Source organism: Actinacidiphila oryziradicis, from assembly GCF_005047355.1.
Taxonomy (GTDB): domain Bacteria; phylum Actinomycetota; class Actinomycetes; order Streptomycetales; family Streptomycetaceae; genus Actinacidiphila; species Actinacidiphila oryziradicis.
The window spans coordinates 48026-63577 of the sequence record NZ_SUMC01000039.1 but is presented as its reverse complement, the minus strand read 5'-3'; the positions used below and the strand labels follow the sequence as shown (position 1 = coordinate 63577).

General features: G+C 67.9%; 14 protein-coding genes and 3 pseudogenes. 6 read left to right on the top strand and 11 right to left on the bottom strand.

The features are described 5' to 3' along the window. Positions 1-9: 9 nt before the first annotated feature. A complete protein-coding gene (locus FCI23_RS32045; protein ID WP_136727531.1) occupies positions 10-756 on the bottom strand; it encodes an SDR family NAD(P)-dependent oxidoreductase in 747 nt (248 codons plus the stop codon). Positions 757-859: 103 nt separating this feature from the next. Between FCI23_RS32045 and FCI23_RS32040 the strand changes: the two genes are divergently transcribed. Beyond that, complete coding sequence (locus FCI23_RS32040) at positions 860-1459, top strand: TetR/AcrR family transcriptional regulator (protein WP_136727530.1); 600 nt, start codon at positions 860-862, stop codon at positions 1457-1459. A 308-nt stretch (positions 1460-1767) separates the two neighbouring features. Beyond that, on the top strand, positions 1768-2232 hold the full coding sequence (locus FCI23_RS32035) for a Rossmann-fold NAD(P)-binding domain-containing protein (protein ID WP_211265529.1): 465 nt from the start codon (positions 1768-1770) through the stop codon (positions 2230-2232). A 79-nt stretch (positions 2233-2311) separates the two neighbouring features. Here the strand turns inward: FCI23_RS32035 and FCI23_RS32030 are convergent, their stop codons facing one another. After that, positions 2312-3487 (bottom strand): hypothetical protein, encoded by a 1176-nt coding sequence (locus tag FCI23_RS32030; RefSeq protein WP_136727529.1) that lies wholly within the window; start codon positions 3485-3487, stop codon positions 2312-2314. An 895-nt stretch (positions 3488-4382) separates the two neighbouring features. Between FCI23_RS32030 and FCI23_RS32025 the strand changes: the two are divergent. Together FCI23_RS32025 and FCI23_RS32020 are read left to right on the top strand one after the other, a co-directional pair. Next, positions 4383-5759: pseudogene (locus FCI23_RS32025) on the top strand (IS1380 family transposase). Positions 5760-5919: 160 nt separating this feature from the next. Then, positions 5920-6048: pseudogene (locus FCI23_RS32020) on the top strand (transposase); the annotation flags it as partial. 180 nt (positions 6049-6228) lie between these two features. Here the strand turns inward: FCI23_RS32020 and FCI23_RS32015 are convergent. From FCI23_RS32015 to FCI23_RS62500, 7 genes are all read right to left on the bottom strand, one after another. Further along, entirely contained in the window at positions 6229-7671 is a 1443-nt protein-coding gene (locus FCI23_RS32015) for an aldehyde dehydrogenase (protein WP_136727528.1), read from the bottom strand. A 396-nt stretch (positions 7672-8067) separates the two neighbouring features. Beyond that, a complete protein-coding gene (locus FCI23_RS60325) occupies positions 8068-8271 on the bottom strand; it encodes a CPBP family glutamic-type intramembrane protease (protein WP_246144257.1) in 204 nt (67 codons plus the stop codon). 214 nt (positions 8272-8485) lie between these two features. Continuing rightward, positions 8486-9001 (bottom strand): hypothetical protein, encoded by a 516-nt coding sequence (locus FCI23_RS58410; RefSeq protein WP_265737780.1) that lies wholly within the window; start codon positions 8999-9001, stop codon positions 8486-8488. Positions 9002-9301: 300 nt separating this feature from the next. Continuing rightward, positions 9302-9877 carry a TetR/AcrR family transcriptional regulator gene (locus FCI23_RS32000; protein WP_136727526.1) on the bottom strand — a complete coding sequence of 192 codons (576 nt, stop codon included), beginning with the start codon at positions 9875-9877 and terminating at the stop codon, positions 9302-9304. Between the two features lie 19 nt (positions 9878-9896). Beyond that, a complete protein-coding gene (locus FCI23_RS31995; protein ID WP_136727525.1) occupies positions 9897-10496 on the bottom strand; it encodes a class I SAM-dependent methyltransferase in 600 nt (199 codons plus the stop codon). Then, positions 10412-10687 carry a class I SAM-dependent methyltransferase gene (locus FCI23_RS62505; RefSeq protein ID WP_136727524.1) on the bottom strand — a complete coding sequence of 92 codons (276 nt, stop codon included), beginning with the start codon at positions 10685-10687 and terminating at the stop codon, positions 10412-10414. The genes FCI23_RS31995 and FCI23_RS62505 overlap by 85 nt, the downstream gene beginning before the upstream one ends. Positions 10688-10693: 6 nt before the next feature. Continuing rightward, complete coding sequence (locus FCI23_RS62500) at positions 10694-10825, bottom strand: hypothetical protein (protein WP_265737779.1); 132 nt, start codon at positions 10823-10825, stop codon at positions 10694-10696. 173 nt (positions 10826-10998) lie between these two features. Between FCI23_RS62500 and FCI23_RS31985 the strand changes: the two genes are divergently transcribed. After that, positions 10999-11787, top strand: a complete 789-nt coding sequence (locus tag FCI23_RS31985) for an SDR family NAD(P)-dependent oxidoreductase (protein ID WP_136727523.1) — start codon at positions 10999-11001, stop codon at positions 11785-11787. Positions 11788-12002: 215 nt separating this feature from the next. Here the strand turns inward: FCI23_RS31985 and FCI23_RS31980 are convergent. Beyond that, positions 12003-13107, bottom strand: a pseudogene (locus tag FCI23_RS31980) (IS1380 family transposase); the annotation flags it as partial. Positions 13108-13678: 571 nt separating this feature from the next. After that, the gene (locus tag FCI23_RS31975; RefSeq protein WP_136727522.1) at positions 13679-14518 is read right to left on the bottom strand and encodes an SDR family oxidoreductase; all 840 of its coding nucleotides are present in this window, start codon (positions 14516-14518) and stop codon (positions 13679-13681) included. A 155-nt stretch (positions 14519-14673) separates the two neighbouring features. Here FCI23_RS31975 and FCI23_RS31970 point away from each other — a divergent pair, with 155 nt between their 5' ends. Further along, entirely contained in the window at positions 14674-15540 is an 867-nt protein-coding gene (locus tag FCI23_RS31970) for a helix-turn-helix transcriptional regulator (RefSeq protein ID WP_136727521.1), read from the top strand. The last annotated feature ends 12 nt before the right edge of the window (positions 15541-15552 follow it).

Here is a 15552-nt window from a genome sequence, read left to right as displayed (position 1 = left end):
GCTGTCGCGCTATGCGCTGTATCCGCCGTCGATCCTCAGTACTGCGCCGGTAACGTAGGAGGCCTGCGGGCTGGCGAGGAAGACAACGCCTGCGGCGATCTCCTCCGGCCTGCCGTACCGCCCCATCGCCGTTGTCGGAAGGAACATAGGTGCGGCCGGGCCGTCGGCGGGGTTCATCTCGGTGTCGACGAACCCGGACTGGATGACGTTGACTGTGATGCCCCGGTGGGCCAGATCGCGGGCTGCGCCCCGGCTGTAGCCCTCGAGGGCCGACTTGGCGCCGGCGTAGTCGGTCATCCCGGGGAAGCCCACCCGTGTTCCCACACCCGAGCTGATACTGATGATCCGCCCGCCATCGGGCAGCAGCGGGAACGCCGCCCGGATCGCGGCCACCACACTGGTGTAGTTGATGGCGAGCTGGCGGTCGAAGGCAGACTCGTCGGCGAGCTCGCTGTCGATCGGGCCAGCGACGGTGACGCCCGCGTTGTTGACCAGAATGTCCAGCTTTCCGAACTGCTGGACCACGCTGTGGATCAGGCCCGCAGCCTGCGCCGCGTCCGACTGGTCTGCCTGGAAGGCCGCCGCGCGCACCCCCTTTGCCTCCAGGTCGGCGACCACGGCCTTGGCCTGATCCGCCGAGGACGAGTAGCTGATCGCGACGTCGGCTCCCTCGTCAGCCAGTGCCAGCGCCGACGCCGCCCCGATCCCCCGCGATCCGCCGGTCACGATCGCCACCTTGTTGTCCAGCTTTCCCATGTGCTTCCCACTTCTCTAGGTGCAACGTGCCACGGATTCTTGACCGCGCGGTCCACCATAAGCATGGTGGACCGCGCGGTCAAGAATCCGTATCCTGGTTCGCATGGCACGTCCGCGAGCGTTCGACGAGAAGCAGGTGCTGAACGCCGTCCGGGAGCAGTTCTGGGATGCCGGTTACGCCGCGACCTCGCTGCAAGATCTGATGCGGGTCAGCGGGCTGGGCAAAGGCAGCCTGTATGCAGCGTTCGGCGACAAACGTCAGCTCTTCCTCCGGGCGCTGCACAGCTACACCGACGACAGCCATGGCTATCTTCGGAAAGCCCTCGCCGAGGCTCCACGGGCTGTGGACGCACTACGCATGCTCCTCGAAGCACCGATCGACGACCCCACCGGCGCCGGCACGCGGCGTGGCTGCCTGATGGCCAACAGCACCTGCGAACTCGGTAAGGCCGATCCGGAAGTCCTCGCCCACGCCCACCGCACCTACGAGACGTCCACCACGCTGATCGGTGACTGCGTCGCCCGCGCCCAACGTGAGGGCGACCTGCCGGCCGGAGCGGATCCGATCGCACTAGCGCGGGCCCTCCTGGCCGCGCAACAAGGAATCGTGTTCATGGGCCGGACCGGGCTGGACACAGCCACACTCACTGCCACGGCACGATCACTCTCGGCTCAACTCCTGCCGGACCACTCCGGCGACTAGAGCGTCTCTTTGCTCGGCGGTTCAGTTGGCCGTATGTGGCTCCCGCGGCAAGCTGAGCACGGGGGACCGCCTCACCCGACGCGACTCCCTGTGACCTGGAAACGGCCCGCTCACGGACCCCACACACCCTCCCGCCGCACGAGGCCGTCCTCCCCGGGTCGGCACAGACACCAAGTGGAAAAAGATCACTAGTGCCGTGGCAGGCAACGTTTGCCCGTGAAGGAGCGGCGTCCGGTGCGTGCTCTCGGCGTGCCGGCCGAAGATCCTCGTACTGGACGTACTCGGATCTTCGGCCGGTGCGGCGAACGTTGCCTGTTACGGCACTAGTCACCGGTGCGACCGGTGCACTGCATGGCGCCGCCGTCGAACTTCCTGAGCGCATCCCCGCCGAGCGAATCGGCTTCAGCATCCGCGATGCCGCCGAAGCCCAACACTTCGCCGACCGCGGTGAGCGGGTGCGCCAGGGGTCCTACGAGGTCCTGGCCGCGCTGCAGCACTCCTTCGAAGGCGCCGAGCAGGTCCCGCTCATCTCCTCCCACGACCCCCACGACGATTCAGTCGCCCTGCGTAAGGTGGGCATCGAGGCCGCCGTCGCCGCCGGAGCCCAGCGCATCCTCTACACCAGCCACCAAGGCGTTGCCCTCGACAGCCCCTTCCCCCGGCACGCGACCACGCCGCCACCGAGCAGCTCCTGGCCGACTATGGCGTCGCGCGGACGCGCAACGGCCTCTACGCCCGCAGCCTTGCCTGGCTGCTGGCCACGTAGCAGCTGACCGGCACGATCACCGTTCCGGCCGACGACCGGTCCGACCAGACCTCGGCGATGCGGCCGAGGACATTGTCAGGCAGGTGCTAGCGGGGCAGCTTTGCGGTGCGTTCAGGATGGGCCGCGTTGATGTACCGCATCGCGGTATGAGAGGAAATCCCGAACAGGCGCATCAAATGTAGCGGGTCGTCGACCTCGAATGCCTCGTCGCGGATCCGGTCCTGCCGCAGCGTCGGCATCGTGAGTCCGGTGGGCCGGAAAATGGCGGTGAACGTGGTGCCGATGGGCGAGTGAGTGGTGTCTACCGCGGTCCATCGGTTGATCAGTAGATGCGGGTTGGTCGTCACCGCCCAGCGGCGGTGACGTTCACGGAGCCACGCGGAGGCGCAGCGGTAGGTGAGTTCCTCCAGGTAGATGATGTGCCGTTTGCCGGGACGCCGGATGATGAGCCGTTCACGGGAAAGGTCGAGGTCGGTGAGCAGCAGCCGGCGGATGTCGGTGCCGCTGAGGGCGTGGACGCAGACCAACACCATCACGAAGCGCTGGAAATCATTCTGCGCATGGCTGAGGACGCCGGCCAGCCGGTCCGAGGGCACGGAAGGCGGGGTCTTGTTGATTCCGGCGAAGACGAGGCCACGGGTGGGATCGCGGAAGATCATGCCCTCTTGCCGAAGGGCCCCGAAGACATTCCGCAGGACGATGTGGATCGAGCGGGCCGGCGTCCCCTTACGGGTGGCGATGGCCCTCTCGGCGTCGTCGCGGGTGATCTCGCGCAGGCTCTCGATGCCGTCCGCGAGCCACCCCTTGAGGATCGGGTCGAGGACATGCCAGTAGCGGACAATGCTCCGGTAGGTGCGGCCGGTGTGCTCCCACTTGCCCTCTCCGCGCACGACCTTGATCCAGACCGAGAGTTCCTGTGCGATCGTCTTGGGCAGTGCGGCGAGCCCGGCCTCCAATCGCTTCTGATGCGCGTCCCGGCGGAACTCGGCATCCGGGGTCAGCAGCCCTCGGGTTTCAAGAAACTGTGTGACCCGCCGTCCGCTGAACTTCAGGGGACGGTTGTCGACGAGCGCCCGGATGTCGGTCTCCAGCAGCGGGGCATCGGCGCCGAGCCAGGACACCAAGACGGTCAACGCGTGTCGGGTCTTGGTGGCGGGGACCTTGGACCACATCTCCTGCTTCATCACGCTGTCAAGGTCGGCGAGCAGCCGCTTGGCCGAGTCCGTGAGCGTCGACAGATCCTGCCGCGCCAACTCGGCCACCGGGCGCCAGTCTCGCCGGACCTCGAACAACCTCTCCTGCGAACCTGACCGCCCGCAGCGGCCACGGACGTCGCGGACTACGCGCCGTCTCTGGCCGCCCCGGACCGCGCGAACGCCGCGGTGTGCTCGACGACGTCGCTATAGCCAGCGAGCGGCCTCTGCAGGATGCGCCGGCAGACATCGATGGACAGCATCCGGCAGACCGGGAAGAGCGGCAGCTGCCGCGGGACAGTGGGTGGGAGGACCGCAGGGTCGTCCCGCGTCGGGGCCGCGGCCGCGCGTATGTGTTCCACCCAGTGCAGCCGCTTCCCGCTGATCAACGCCGGTGCGGCCGGTCCGCCTGCCGTACTTCTTCAGGGGTTGGGCGTGGGTGGGGGCGAGGCCGTAGTAGAGGAACATCAGCTGGCGGCTCCGCGGGCTGGCGCCTTCAGGGTCGGTGACCCACGCGGCGTCGACGTCAAGCCGGACAGCGTGCAGACACGCCCGGCACAGACGATCGGAGTTGAGGTATCCCGTGTGACGGCAGCGCAGACATACGCCCTGCCCAGGATGCTTCTTCCGCCATTCCGTGCACCCCTGGCACTGACACAAGCGCAGAGATTACTGCAGTCCCAGCGAACTTCTCCGAGTTAGAGGCCGCGCGGATAGGTGGGGCGGCCTCTAACTAGCAAATTCCTGGAGATTACGAAACGGGGGTCACGTACACCGCTGACCTGCTGACGGGCATCTTGACCGCTCTCCAAAGCCCTCGGGGAACCTGCACGTCATCCATTAAACCTCGATCCACCGACTGTCCCTGGGCCTGTGGATAGGGAATCGAAGAGAGGTGCCTGCTGACCTGCGATGATGGGAGTTACCACACAACCATCACGCACAAAAGCAAGGCACCTCTCAGATGAAAGTTTCCCACACCCCGGCGGCGGTCTCCGCTGTGTTCGACGACCGGAATCTGATCGCGTATGCGGGGCTCCTCCCGGTGATGCGGCTGGCGGAGCGGTGCGGCCTGTCGCGGCTGGTGGCCGAGAAGGTGAAGCTGACCGGGGGGACCAACGGTGCGGGTGCGTCGGCGGACGCCAAGGTCACCAGCATCGTGGGCGGTATGGCCACGGGCGCGGACAGCATCGACGACCTCGGTGTCCTGCGGCACGGTGCGATGCCGAACGTGTTCGCAGGCCTGCGTGCCCCCTCCACCCTGGGCACCTTCCTGCGAGGCTTCACCCACGGCCACGCCCTTCAACTCCACGCCGTACACCGCCGGTTCTTCGCGAACCTGGCCGCGCACACCCCGCTGCTCCCCGGAGCGGACACGATGGCGTTCATCGATGTCGATCCACTCACAAGCGGGTCTACGGGCGGGCCAAGCAGGGGGCGGAGTACGGCCGGTTCAAGGGCATCCGCACCCTGCACCCTGTACCCCGCACTCGCGGCCGGTGATCGCCACGGTCCGGATGCGCCGCGGCAAAGCCGCCGATGTCCGTGGCGCCCCGACACTCGTGGCCGAGGCTCTGGCCACCGCCGTCGAGGCGGGCTGCACCGGCATGCGCCTGTTGCGGGCGGACTCGAAGTTCTACACCGCGGGTGTGGTCGCCACCTGCAGCCGGGCCGGCGCCTGCTTCTCGATCACCACCGGGATGAACCCGTCCATCAAACGGGCCATCATCGGCATTCCCAACGAGTCCTGGCAGCACATCAGTTACCCGAACGCGGTGGAAGATCCCGACACCGGTGAACTCATCTCGGACGCCGAAGTCGCCGAGATACCCGCCCACACCGCCTTCACCGGCCGCAAGAAGGCGGACCAGGTCACCGCCCGGCTGATCGTGCGCCGGGTCCGTGACCTGGCCAAACCCGCCACCATAGGCGAACAGGGCGAGCTCTTTCCCGTCTGGCGCTACCACCCCTTCTTCACCGACAACCCCGCCCCCACCCTCCAGGCCGAACAACAACACCGCCACCACGCGGTAGTGGAACAGGTCATCGCGGACAGCAAAGCCGGCGCTCTGGCCCACCTGCCCTCCGGACACTTCCACGCCAACGCGGCCTGGCTCACCCGTGGGCCATGACCTACAACCTACTGAGGGCCGCCGGCGCTCTGACCTCGACGTTCCACGCGAAGGCGACCACCGCCACACTCCGGGCCCACCTGGTCCACATCCCGGCCCGGATCGCCCGCTCAGCACGCCGCATCACCCTGCACCTGCCCCACAACTGGCCCTGGCAGCACGCCTGGACACACCTGTTCGACACCGTCCACGGCCCACCCCCAGCCTGACAGCCCTGCCCGTCCCGCCCGCCAGGGCCCAACCGGAACCTAACTTGTGGAAAAGCTGGACAGACCAGCAGATACCACCTGCCCAAACGCAAACACCACACCGAAACCGGCTCCAGAAACCATCAGAAGATCATTTCCGAAGAGCGTCGGTGGATCGAGGCTAAAGAAGCGGCAGCGGCGGCTGACCGGGATCGACGAGATGGTGCTGTCGCTGTCGACGAAGAGGCTGACGCACGGGGAGATCTCGGCCCACCTCGAGGAGGTCTACGGGGCTCAGGTGTCGAAGCAGGAGCCAGTGGCGTGAGTGGTGGTGAGCATCATGGCCAGCGAGACGAGACCATCGGCCAACTCCCCTGAGTCCTCCCCCCGGCGTCAGGTGCCCTCGGTCGCCGCGCGACAGCTTGTGGCAACCGAGGGCTCTCCTGTGCTGGGGCTGCCGCTTACGGCAGGAGGGGGCGCCGCGTGGTGGTCATCGGTAGATGGACTTGATCTGCTGGTAGTTGTGCAGTGCCTCCGGGCCGAACTCCCGGCCCAGTCCGCTGGCCTTGACCCCGCCGAAGGGTGCCGCCGGGTCGACCGTGTAGTGGTTCAGACCGATGGTTCCGGTGTGGATCCGGCGTGCGACGCGCATGCCACGTTCGTCGTCGTCCGTCCACACGGAACCGCCGAGGCCGTATTCCGAATCGTTCGCGATCCGGACGGCATCGTCCTCGTCGGTGTAGGCGATGACGGACAGTACCGGGCCGAAGATCTCCTCGCGGGCGATGGTCTGGGAGTTGTCGACATCGGCGAACACGGTCGGGGTGACGTAGAAGCCCTTTGCGAGATCGGTGGGCCGGGAGCCGCCCACGACCAGCCGGGCGCCTTCGGTCTTGCCCTTCTCGATGTAGCCCTCGACCCGGTCACGCTGGCGTGCGCTCGCCATCGGGCCGATCTGCGTCCTGGTGTCGAGAGGGTCTCCGACGGTCAGGCCGCTGACCAAGGACGCGACTGCGTCGACGACCTCGTCGTAGCGGCTTCGCGGAGCCAGTACGCGGGTGCTGGCGAAGCATGCCTGGCCGTTCGCCAGCAGCGTCGCGAGGAAGAACGGTTCGGCGATCGCCGTGTTGAGATCGACGTCGTCGAGGATGACGGCAGCCGATTTGCCACCGAGTTCCAGTGTCACCGGACGCAAGAGGCTGCCGCAGGTCGCGGCGATCTGCCGACCCGCCGCGGTGGAACCGGTGAAGGCGACCTTGTCGACGTCAGGGTGAGAGACGAGGTACGCGCCGACCTCCCGGCCGGCCGGGACGATGTTGATGACGCCGGGCGGCAGATCCGCTTCCTCGACGGCCTCCGCGAAGAGGACCGCGTCGAGCACGGTCTCCGGGGACGGCTTCAGCACGAACGTGCACCCCGCGGCCAAGCCAGGGGCGTACTTGGTCGCGGAGAGGAGCTGCGGGGCGTTCCAGGGCACGATGGCCGCCACCACGCCGAGGGGTTCCCGGCGGACGTGTACGGGAGCACCGAGCATCCCGTCGCGAACGTCCTCGCCCGGGTTGTCGCGGATCAGGTCGGCGTAGTACCGCAACAGCGTGGTCGGGAGGGCGCCCTCGACCTGTTCGGAGAGCGTGATCGTCATACCGTTCTGGGCGCTGACGGCATGGGTGATGGCCTCCATCCGTCGTTCGAGCGCATCGGCGAGGCGGCAGAGAGCGTTCGCCCGCCGCGCCGGCTGCCAGGCGGCCCAGCCGTCGGGATCGTCGAAGGCGGCGCGGGCAGCGGCGACGGCCACGTCGATGTCCTTCTCGTTGCCGGCCGGGACGCTGCCGAGGACGTCCTCGGTGCTCGAACCGAGGACCGTGATCTTCTCGTCGGACGCGGGTGCCACCCACCGTCCCCCGATGAAGAGCGATTCGTGATGCGGATTCACATGGTCTCCTTTGGCGGGTGATCTCACGCCCGTCCCCTGTAGTGGTCGGCTGGACGGAGGCGGACGACGGGACGCGGAAGTGGATCGCGGCCAGACAGCGTGGAGAGGAAGAGAGCTGTCGCGAGACGGCTCCGCGTCTGCGGAATCCAACGGCGGGCCGGATGCCGAGGCCCGCCTAGGCCGGTGCCGAGTCGAGGCAGACCGGCGCCACTTCGGAGGCACCGCCGGCTTCTGGGGTCGGGCTCATGGCGTAAGGCTAGCAAAAGAAGCGATAGAACGTTCTATCTCGTCATGCGTGGGCCGAGATCCATTTTCGATACACGGACGATGGGTCTTCCGGGACGTTGGTGGCACCCGTCGGCTGCTTGAAGCCGAGCGCCTCCCGACCGGCAGGTGTCAGCGCAGCAGGAACGACGTGAGATGGCCGAGTGCGTTGACGGCCCAGTGCAGGGCCATCGCGGGCAGAAAGCTGTCCGCGCGCAGCCGGATCAGGCACAGCACCATGCCGGCGAGGGCGGTGAAGAGGACCGTCCCGGTGATGGCCAGGCGGGAGCCAGGACAGTATTGTGGCGGGGTCGGCCCGTCAGCTTCCGGCAGCACGGCACCCGCAGGGACCCCGTCCTTCCGACAGGCGAGCGGGCCGGACACCCGCCAAGCTGGCTCTGTCTTCCTCAATCCGCCTCTCACCCCCGCCCACCGTGCCGGTGCCCGACCGCTTGGCGGCGGCCAGGACCTCCTGCAGCGGGGCGGGACAGGCATCGGTTGCGGCGAACACGTTGTACACGTCAGCACGACGCAGCGACTGGTGGAGGTGCTACCCGCTGGAGAAGGCGTTCGGGAAGGCGGGGCGTGACATGAAGGTGGCGTGGTAGCCATGGCGCCGGGTGAGCTGCTTGATGGCCGATCGGACCAGGAGGACGGTATCGGCTGTCGCCGTGCCGATCTGCGGATCGAAGGTGAACTCGACCTGCCCAGGGCCCCATTCGTCTTCGATGGTGGCAAACGGGAGCCCCAAGTCGACGATGTTGCCCCGCAGGATGGAGAGTATCGAGTCGATCTCGTCGCCCCTGGTTTCGGTCAGGTACTGGAACCCATGGGCAACCGGGCTGACCGACGGCGGCTCCGGCGGATGACCCGCGTCCTGCCAGGTGAGCTTCGGGTCGTCAAGGCGTGTCAGGTAGAACTCAAGCTCGATGCCGGAGACGAACTCGTACCCGTCCTGAGCCAGCCTGCCCACCTGGTCCTGCAGGATGCCACTGGTGTCAACGGTACGCGCTCCCCCGACTGGTAGTAGAGGTTGGAGAGGACCCAACCGGTCCGATCGAGCCACGGCAGTACCTTGAACGTAAGCGGATCAGGCACAAGCACGCCGTCGGGCAGCCCCGTCATCCGTGGATCGCCAAGAGCGTCGGCCCCGAAGGGCGGCACAACCGGGTTGTTCGTTGTGTCGAAAATCAAGGTCGCGGTCTGGAAGTCCTTGCCGCTGCGTAAGGTGGACAGAAAGTGGCCGACCTCAAGGCTCTTCCCGCGCAAGATGCCGTGCTGGTCGCCCCAGGCGATGCGCACCTGACGAAGCCCGAGGTGCGGCTGACCGAACCGGGGTCCTCGGTGACCCGCCCCGCGCTGGACCTCAGAGCGCCGCCCAGGCGAGGAGGGACGCGCTGAAGGCGGTCACGTCCATGTTGACGCCTTCGGCGATGCGTTGCTGAAGGCCGCTGATCGCGCAGATGATGACCTCCGCGCGGTGCAGGGCCTGGGGGCTGGGTTCGGTCGGGGCGACGTGGCCGGGCTCGTCCAGGTGGTGCCGGTCGATGGAGCGGGCCAGCCATCGGCTCACTGCGGCGTGCCGGTCGGCGATCATCGCCTGCAGCGCGGAGGAGGCGGCGGCCTGGCCCCAGACCTGGTTGCTCAGACGACCACGGCGCCGATCGGTCGAGGCCCCGATCAGGGCCTCGATCGCATCGGGCAGGGCCGGCGGGGCGTCCTCGGAGTCGTAGCGAGAGCCCATGGCGCTCTCGCTCACCGCCATCACGACCGCTTCCTTGCTGTCGAAGTACCGGTACACGGTGCCGGTCGCCACACCCGCCGCCCGGACGATGTCGGCCATTGAAGTCTCGGTGAACCCCTGTGCGGCGAACACCGCCTTGGCGCCCTCAATGATCGCGTTCCGACGGTCGTGGATACGTTGATCGCTCAGCTTCGCCATCGCACCGTGCGATCCTTCCTCATCGGCTCCCGGCCGGACTTCCCTGCATCCTTCGGGCGTGGAACATCCACATGTCGTCACCACCGCGCTTCGGGTCCCAGTGGTCGGGGACGCGGCGGTCGATCAGACTACCGTGCTCCGCGAAGGTCGACTCCGTGACTTCCCACCGCGCCTGCGACAGCCACTGGGCCGGTGGGACTCCCGGACCAGGCGCGGTGTGCGGGAGGAGGCCGTCGACAATGTTCCCGTCGCCGGAGTCCTGGGACTCCTCCCCGTTCTCGCGGTGGTGGGCGGCCATCTCCGCCCGCTGCTCCGGTGTCACGGTCACGTAGTCACCCGCCAGCCACGTGGCCGGCGCCGGGCTCGCGGCAATGTCGGCGGCGATCGCGTCACCCGTCTCACGGTCGAGGTAGAACAGCAGCCCCTCGAGCAGCCATGAGGAGGGCTGGGAGTGGTCGAACCCTGCTGCGGCGATCAACTCGCGCCAGTTTCCCGTCGCGTCCGAGTCGATCGTGACCCGCTCAGCCGTCGCCGTCAGGCCGCTCCTGGCGCCAACTCGTCCTTGAAGGCGTGGACTTCGGGTGTGTCGATCTCGAAGATCCGAGTACCGGCCGGCCACTGCATCCGGTAGGCCCGGGCGTCGAGACCGGAGCCCAGCAGCACGATCTGGCGGGCACCGGCCTGGGCCGTCGCCTTCAGGTAGGTGTCGAAAAAGCGTGTACGGACGGTGACGTACTCGCCCATGACCTGGGTCAGTGACGAGGTGGCGTGCACGCCGTCGGCGAGGTACCCGCGCTGCTCGGCGGGCACCTCCTGCTAGGAGGAGACAAGCAGCCGGGCCAGCAGGTCGTCGAAGAGCGCATCGGCCCTCGTGCCTTCGTATGCGCGCATCGAAGCGGTTGCCACGGCGCTGCTCGCGATCCAATCCGGAATCTTCAGTTCAGCCATGCCTCTATAATGAATGAACGTTCATTCTGTAGCAAGTGGAGATATCGTGGCAGGTTTGCGGCGTTGGCCACTCACGGCGTTGGGTCGAAGGGCAGTCGGATGCGCCGTCGCCGTCACCTCTATGATGAGTGAACGTTCATTCTAGCTACTGGGAACTGTGAGGGTATGAGGCCATGAGCCAGAACAGCCACCAAGGGACGCCCGCAACAGGCACATCGGGCACGTCGTGGGCGCTGGTGACCGGTTCGACCAGTGGGATCGGCCGCGCGACGGCAGTCGGCCTGGCCGAGGACGGATACGCGGTCGTCGTCACCGGCCGCGACCGGGACCGGGCCGCCGAAACCCGTCGGATGATCGAGGCCGCGGGTGGCCGAGCGATAGATCTGCTCGCCGACCTAAGCAACTCCGCATCGGTGCGCGCCCTGATCGCGCAGGTCCAGGACGCCATCGACGGCCCGCTCGACGTCCTGGTCAACAACGCCGGTGGGGGAGGCTTCGCGCCGACCGAGTCCACTCCGGAGGAGACGTTCGACACGCATTTCACCCTGCACACCAAGGCGCCGTTCATGCTGACGGGAGCCTTCGCCCCGGCCATGGCCGAGCGCGGTCACGGATGCATCGTCAACGTGGGGAGCCTGAGCACCTTGATGGCGGCTGCCGGCACCGCCGCCTTCCAGGCTTCGAAGGGGGCGTTGTCCATGCTGACCAAATCGTGGACGGCGGAGTACGGTCCTCGAGGGGTACGGGTCAACTCCGTCGATCCCGGTGTCATTCTGACCCCGACGAACGAGGGCATCCGTGACGCGCTCAAGGGGCTCCTCGCCAAGGTGCCTGCCGGACGCGGTGGAGAGGCGGAGGACGTGGCGAACGCCGTGAGGTTCCTCGTCTCCCCCAAGGCGTCCTACATCTACGGCGTCACGCTGACGCTGGATGGCGGACAGACCTCCGTCGTGACCCTCTGACAGATGGAACCGCGTCCGCAGGCGTGTCCCGCTCGGCCGTGGCTTCTTCCTAGCCTCGATCTTGCATGACGGTCCACCGACGGAGTCGGCGGACCGTTTTGCTTTGCCTGCCGGACAGCGGGCATGCCGGTGGTCCGACTGGCGCGTCGGGTGGGCGCCGGATTCCACTGTTCCGGGGTGAGTGCTGTGGTCGTAGGGACGGGCGGATTCGCTGGTCAGCCGGGATTCGACAGTTGAGCGAGCCGTTCGAGTGCGGTGGTGATGTGGCTGGTCCAGGGCCAGTGCCGCGCCAAGCGGAGGATCCGGCGGCGGCCGGTGGTGACGAGTTGTCCAGCCGTGGTGAATAGGCGGAGCCGCAGTCGTCGGGGTTCCCAGAGACGGGCCTGGCCGGTCAGGGCGAGCATCGGCATCCAGGCCAGCAGGTCCAGCGCGATCTGCACGATCTCGAGCCAGACGCGGTTGTGGGCGGTGTGCTTGAGGGGAAGGTTGCGCAGACCAATGGCCCGGACGGCCCGGATCCGGTCCTCCGCGCGGGCCCGCAGGCGGTGGCGGAGCTCGAGCTCTGCGATCGGCCGACGGCTCGTGTTCGTCGCGAAGCACGTCAGTCACAGCCCGTCCATGTCGGTGAGCCTCAACTGGGCCTCTGATGCGGCCGTTCCTTGCGGACGATCAGCCGCATGCCCTTGGGCCAGCCGTCCAGGATGCCGCCGGTGAGTTCGGCGACCCAGGCGCCCTTACGGATCTCGCCGTCGGCATCAACGGCCGGCGTCCAGGCGGAGGCGGGGACCTTCAGCACGTGCTGGTGGATCTGTTCGGTGATCACCATGCCGGCCGAGTGGGACAGCCATCGGCCCCGCTGGCGAGCCAGTCGACGAACTTGCGGGTGCCACCCGCGGAATCGGTGCGGATCAAGGTCCGGCGTCCTCGCCGGTATTTCTTCGGCAGCTGGGCCAGGGCCTGGCGGGCGGCGGTGATGTGGTCGGCCGCGGCGGTGTTCGAGCCCGCGTTGCCCGGTCTGAGCAGGGCAGCGACCGGTTCCCCCGTGCCGCTGGGGCCGTGGTCGACGAACCCCATCAGCGAGTGGTGGCCGTATGTCTTCTTCCAGGTCGGTGCGGCGTCCTCCTTGTCGGAGTGCGCGATCACCAGCACTCCGTCCAGGTCGACGGTCACCTCCCCGCCCGCATCAGGCGCCTTCTCGCCGGCCAACTTCCAGGCACGCAGGCGTGCTTCGGCCCGTGCGGCCCGGATTGCTTCCAGGGCCTTGTCGCCGCTGGAGGCGAGGGTGTCGACGAGACGGGAGACCGTCGGGTCGGAGGCGACCAGTGGCGGCCGTCCCCCTGACCTGCACACCGCCTAACATCGGACAGCCCACCACGTGAAGGCGCGAGGTTAGTTTTACCGTCCCGAAACGGTGCACCTTCATCCGTACGAGGTGGTGCACGTTCGCTTGTACGCGGACACCTATCGGCGTGGAGTACCTGAATGCGCCGGAGGTCCTCATGGCGACGGGCCACGTCGAGGACGGACCCAAGGTGCGTGGTGCCCAGTCGGTGAGGTGCATGGGGTGCCGCCGTGGCCCAGACTCGCGAGAGCTCCGGAAAGCGGCCCCGAGCTGTCGGCAGGCCGATCAGCAGCTGAGGGAGCGGTCGGCGGAAGGGGGCACCGTGCCTGGGGGGAGGCGGCATGGAGACCCTCGGCCCCCACCGGCCCGCCGAAACTGTCGGGCTACCAGTTCGCCCAGCCGGAGAGGCAATTGGCCCTGGGGCCCGCCGAGCACGGGAACGGGGGCCCCGCTCCAGGGCACCCCGTCGCCGTGCCCGCACGCACCATCAGCGCTGTACTCACACCACCTGCTGTTGAGCAGTGATGGGGAACACGGGATGTACCGGCGTCACGCGATGGCCTTGGCGTTGTCGACGACCCAAGCCCGGAAGGACCGGGCCGCCTTGCCGGTCAGGGCCTGGACGTCATCGCTGGGGACGAGTACGGCCGCGCCAGGACCCATGGTCTCCAGCACGGAGGTGGTGACGAAGTCCGGGGTGCCTTGCGGAAACGCCGCCGTGGCCGCCTCGGCCTGACTGATCTCCTGCACGGTGTACGAGCGGTCCAGCGTCTTGTTGATGACGGCGATCTGGTCGCGCACGGACAGGCTCTGCGGCCCGGTGATCGAGTATGCCCCGGGCTTCGGGTCGGCGGCGGTGAGCACGGCGACGGCCGCGGCGGCGATGTCGGCCGGGTCGACCACCGGGAGCTTCACGTCCGCGTTCGGGGCGCGCACGACACCGTCGGCGGCGCCAGCGACCCACATCAGGATGTTGTAGTCGAACCCAGCTGACCGCAGGAACGTCGAGGGCACACCGGCCTTCGTGAGCGCCTGCTCACCGGCCTGGTGGCGAGCGGTGATGATGTTCGCCGGGCCGAAGGGCAGTTCGGTGACCGAGGTGAAGGAGGAGAGCAGCACGGCGTGTCCCAGCCCGGCCTTCGCGGCGGCCTCGGCGAAGACGGCGCCGTTGTCGTCGGCCATGTTGAGGAACGCCCGGTCGGTGCCGTCCAAGGCCCGGCGCACGGCGGAGGGGTCGGTCAGGTCACCCTCGACGATCGTGATGTCGGCGGGCAGGTCGGCCTTGGACGGGTCACGTACCAGGGCCACGAGCTGGTGGCCGCTGCCGGAGAGTTGTCGGGCGACATGTCCGCCGACGGTTCCGGTGGCGCCGGTGACGAGGATCTTCATCAGGTTCTTCCCTTTACTCGGTTGGCTCGGTTGGCTCGCTGCGATGAGCTCGCCCCACCAAGGTGCGACAGCCCGCACCGCTCCGGGAGGGACCTGGGAAGACAGGTATCGGCAGTCCCTCCCTGCCCGCACCCGGAAGGCCCATACTCGGATGCGTGGACAAGAAGGAGCTCGCCGGCTTCCTGCGGCGCCGCCGCGAGCTGCTGCAGCCCGCCGACGTAGGCGTTCCCGAGGGCGCACGCCGACGGACGCCGGGATTGCGTCGGTACGAGGTCGCCCAGCTCGCGGGGATGTCCCCGGACTACTACATCCGGCTGGAGCAGGCTCGTGGTCCGCAGCCGTCACCGCAGATGCTCACCGCGCTCGCCCGAGCGCTGCGGCTGGGTATCGACGAACGCGACCACCTGTTCCACCTGGCCGGTCACCATGCTCCGCCCGCCTTCGCTGCCGACGACCACGTCAGCCCAGGCCTGCTGCGACTGCTGGACGCACTCACCGAACTGCCTGCGCAGGTCGTCTCCGACCTGGGCGAGATCCTTGTGCAGAACAGGATGGCGGTCGCACTGCTCGGCGAACAGACCGCACATACCGGACTCGCCCGCAGCTTCACCTACCGATGGTTCACCCAGCCGGCCACGCGGGCGCTCTACCCCCGTGAAGACCACGAGCGCCAGAGCCAGGTTCAGGTCGCAGACCTGCGTGCCGCGGTCGCACTACGACCCCGGGACCCGCAGGCCGCGAAGCTTGTCAGCGCCCTGCGCGCCGCCAGCAGAGAGTTCGACGATTTGTGGGAGCGCCATGACGTCGCCGTACGCCGCAGCGACCGCAAGCGCATCGTCCACCCCACCGTCGGCATCGTCTGCATCGACTGCGAAGTACTCGCCACAGCCCGGCGGGACCAGCGGCTGCTCGTCTTCGCCCCCCGCCCGGGCAGCGATGCTGCGGGACAGCTCGAACTGCTACGCGTCATAGGACATCAGAATCTCACTGCCCCGGATCCTCTGCCGGACCGCCTGATCTGATCCCTCACAGCG

Excerpts from the sequence above, each read along its gene's own strand:
- FCI23_RS31975 (WP_136727522.1), bottom strand. The coding sequence starts at position 14,518 with ATGAAGATCCTCGTCACCGGCGCCACCGGAACCGTCGGCGGACATGTC.
- FCI23_RS32045 (WP_136727531.1), bottom strand. The coding sequence starts at position 756 with ATGGGAAAGCTGGACAACAAGGTGGCGATCGTGACCGGCGGATCGCGG.
- FCI23_RS62500 (WP_265737779.1), bottom strand. The coding sequence starts at position 10,825 with ATGGCTGAACTGAAGATTCCGGATTGGATCGCGAGCAGCGCCGTGGCA.
- FCI23_RS31985 (WP_136727523.1), top strand. The coding sequence starts at position 10,999 with ATGAGCCAGAACAGCCACCAAGGGACGCCCGCAACAGGCACATCGGGC.
- FCI23_RS32000 (WP_136727526.1), bottom strand. The coding sequence starts at position 9,877 with ATGGCGAAGCTGAGCGATCAACGTATCCACGACCGTCGGAACGCGATC.
- FCI23_RS32040 (WP_136727530.1), top strand. The coding sequence starts at position 860 with ATGGCACGTCCGCGAGCGTTCGACGAGAAGCAGGTGCTGAACGCCGTC.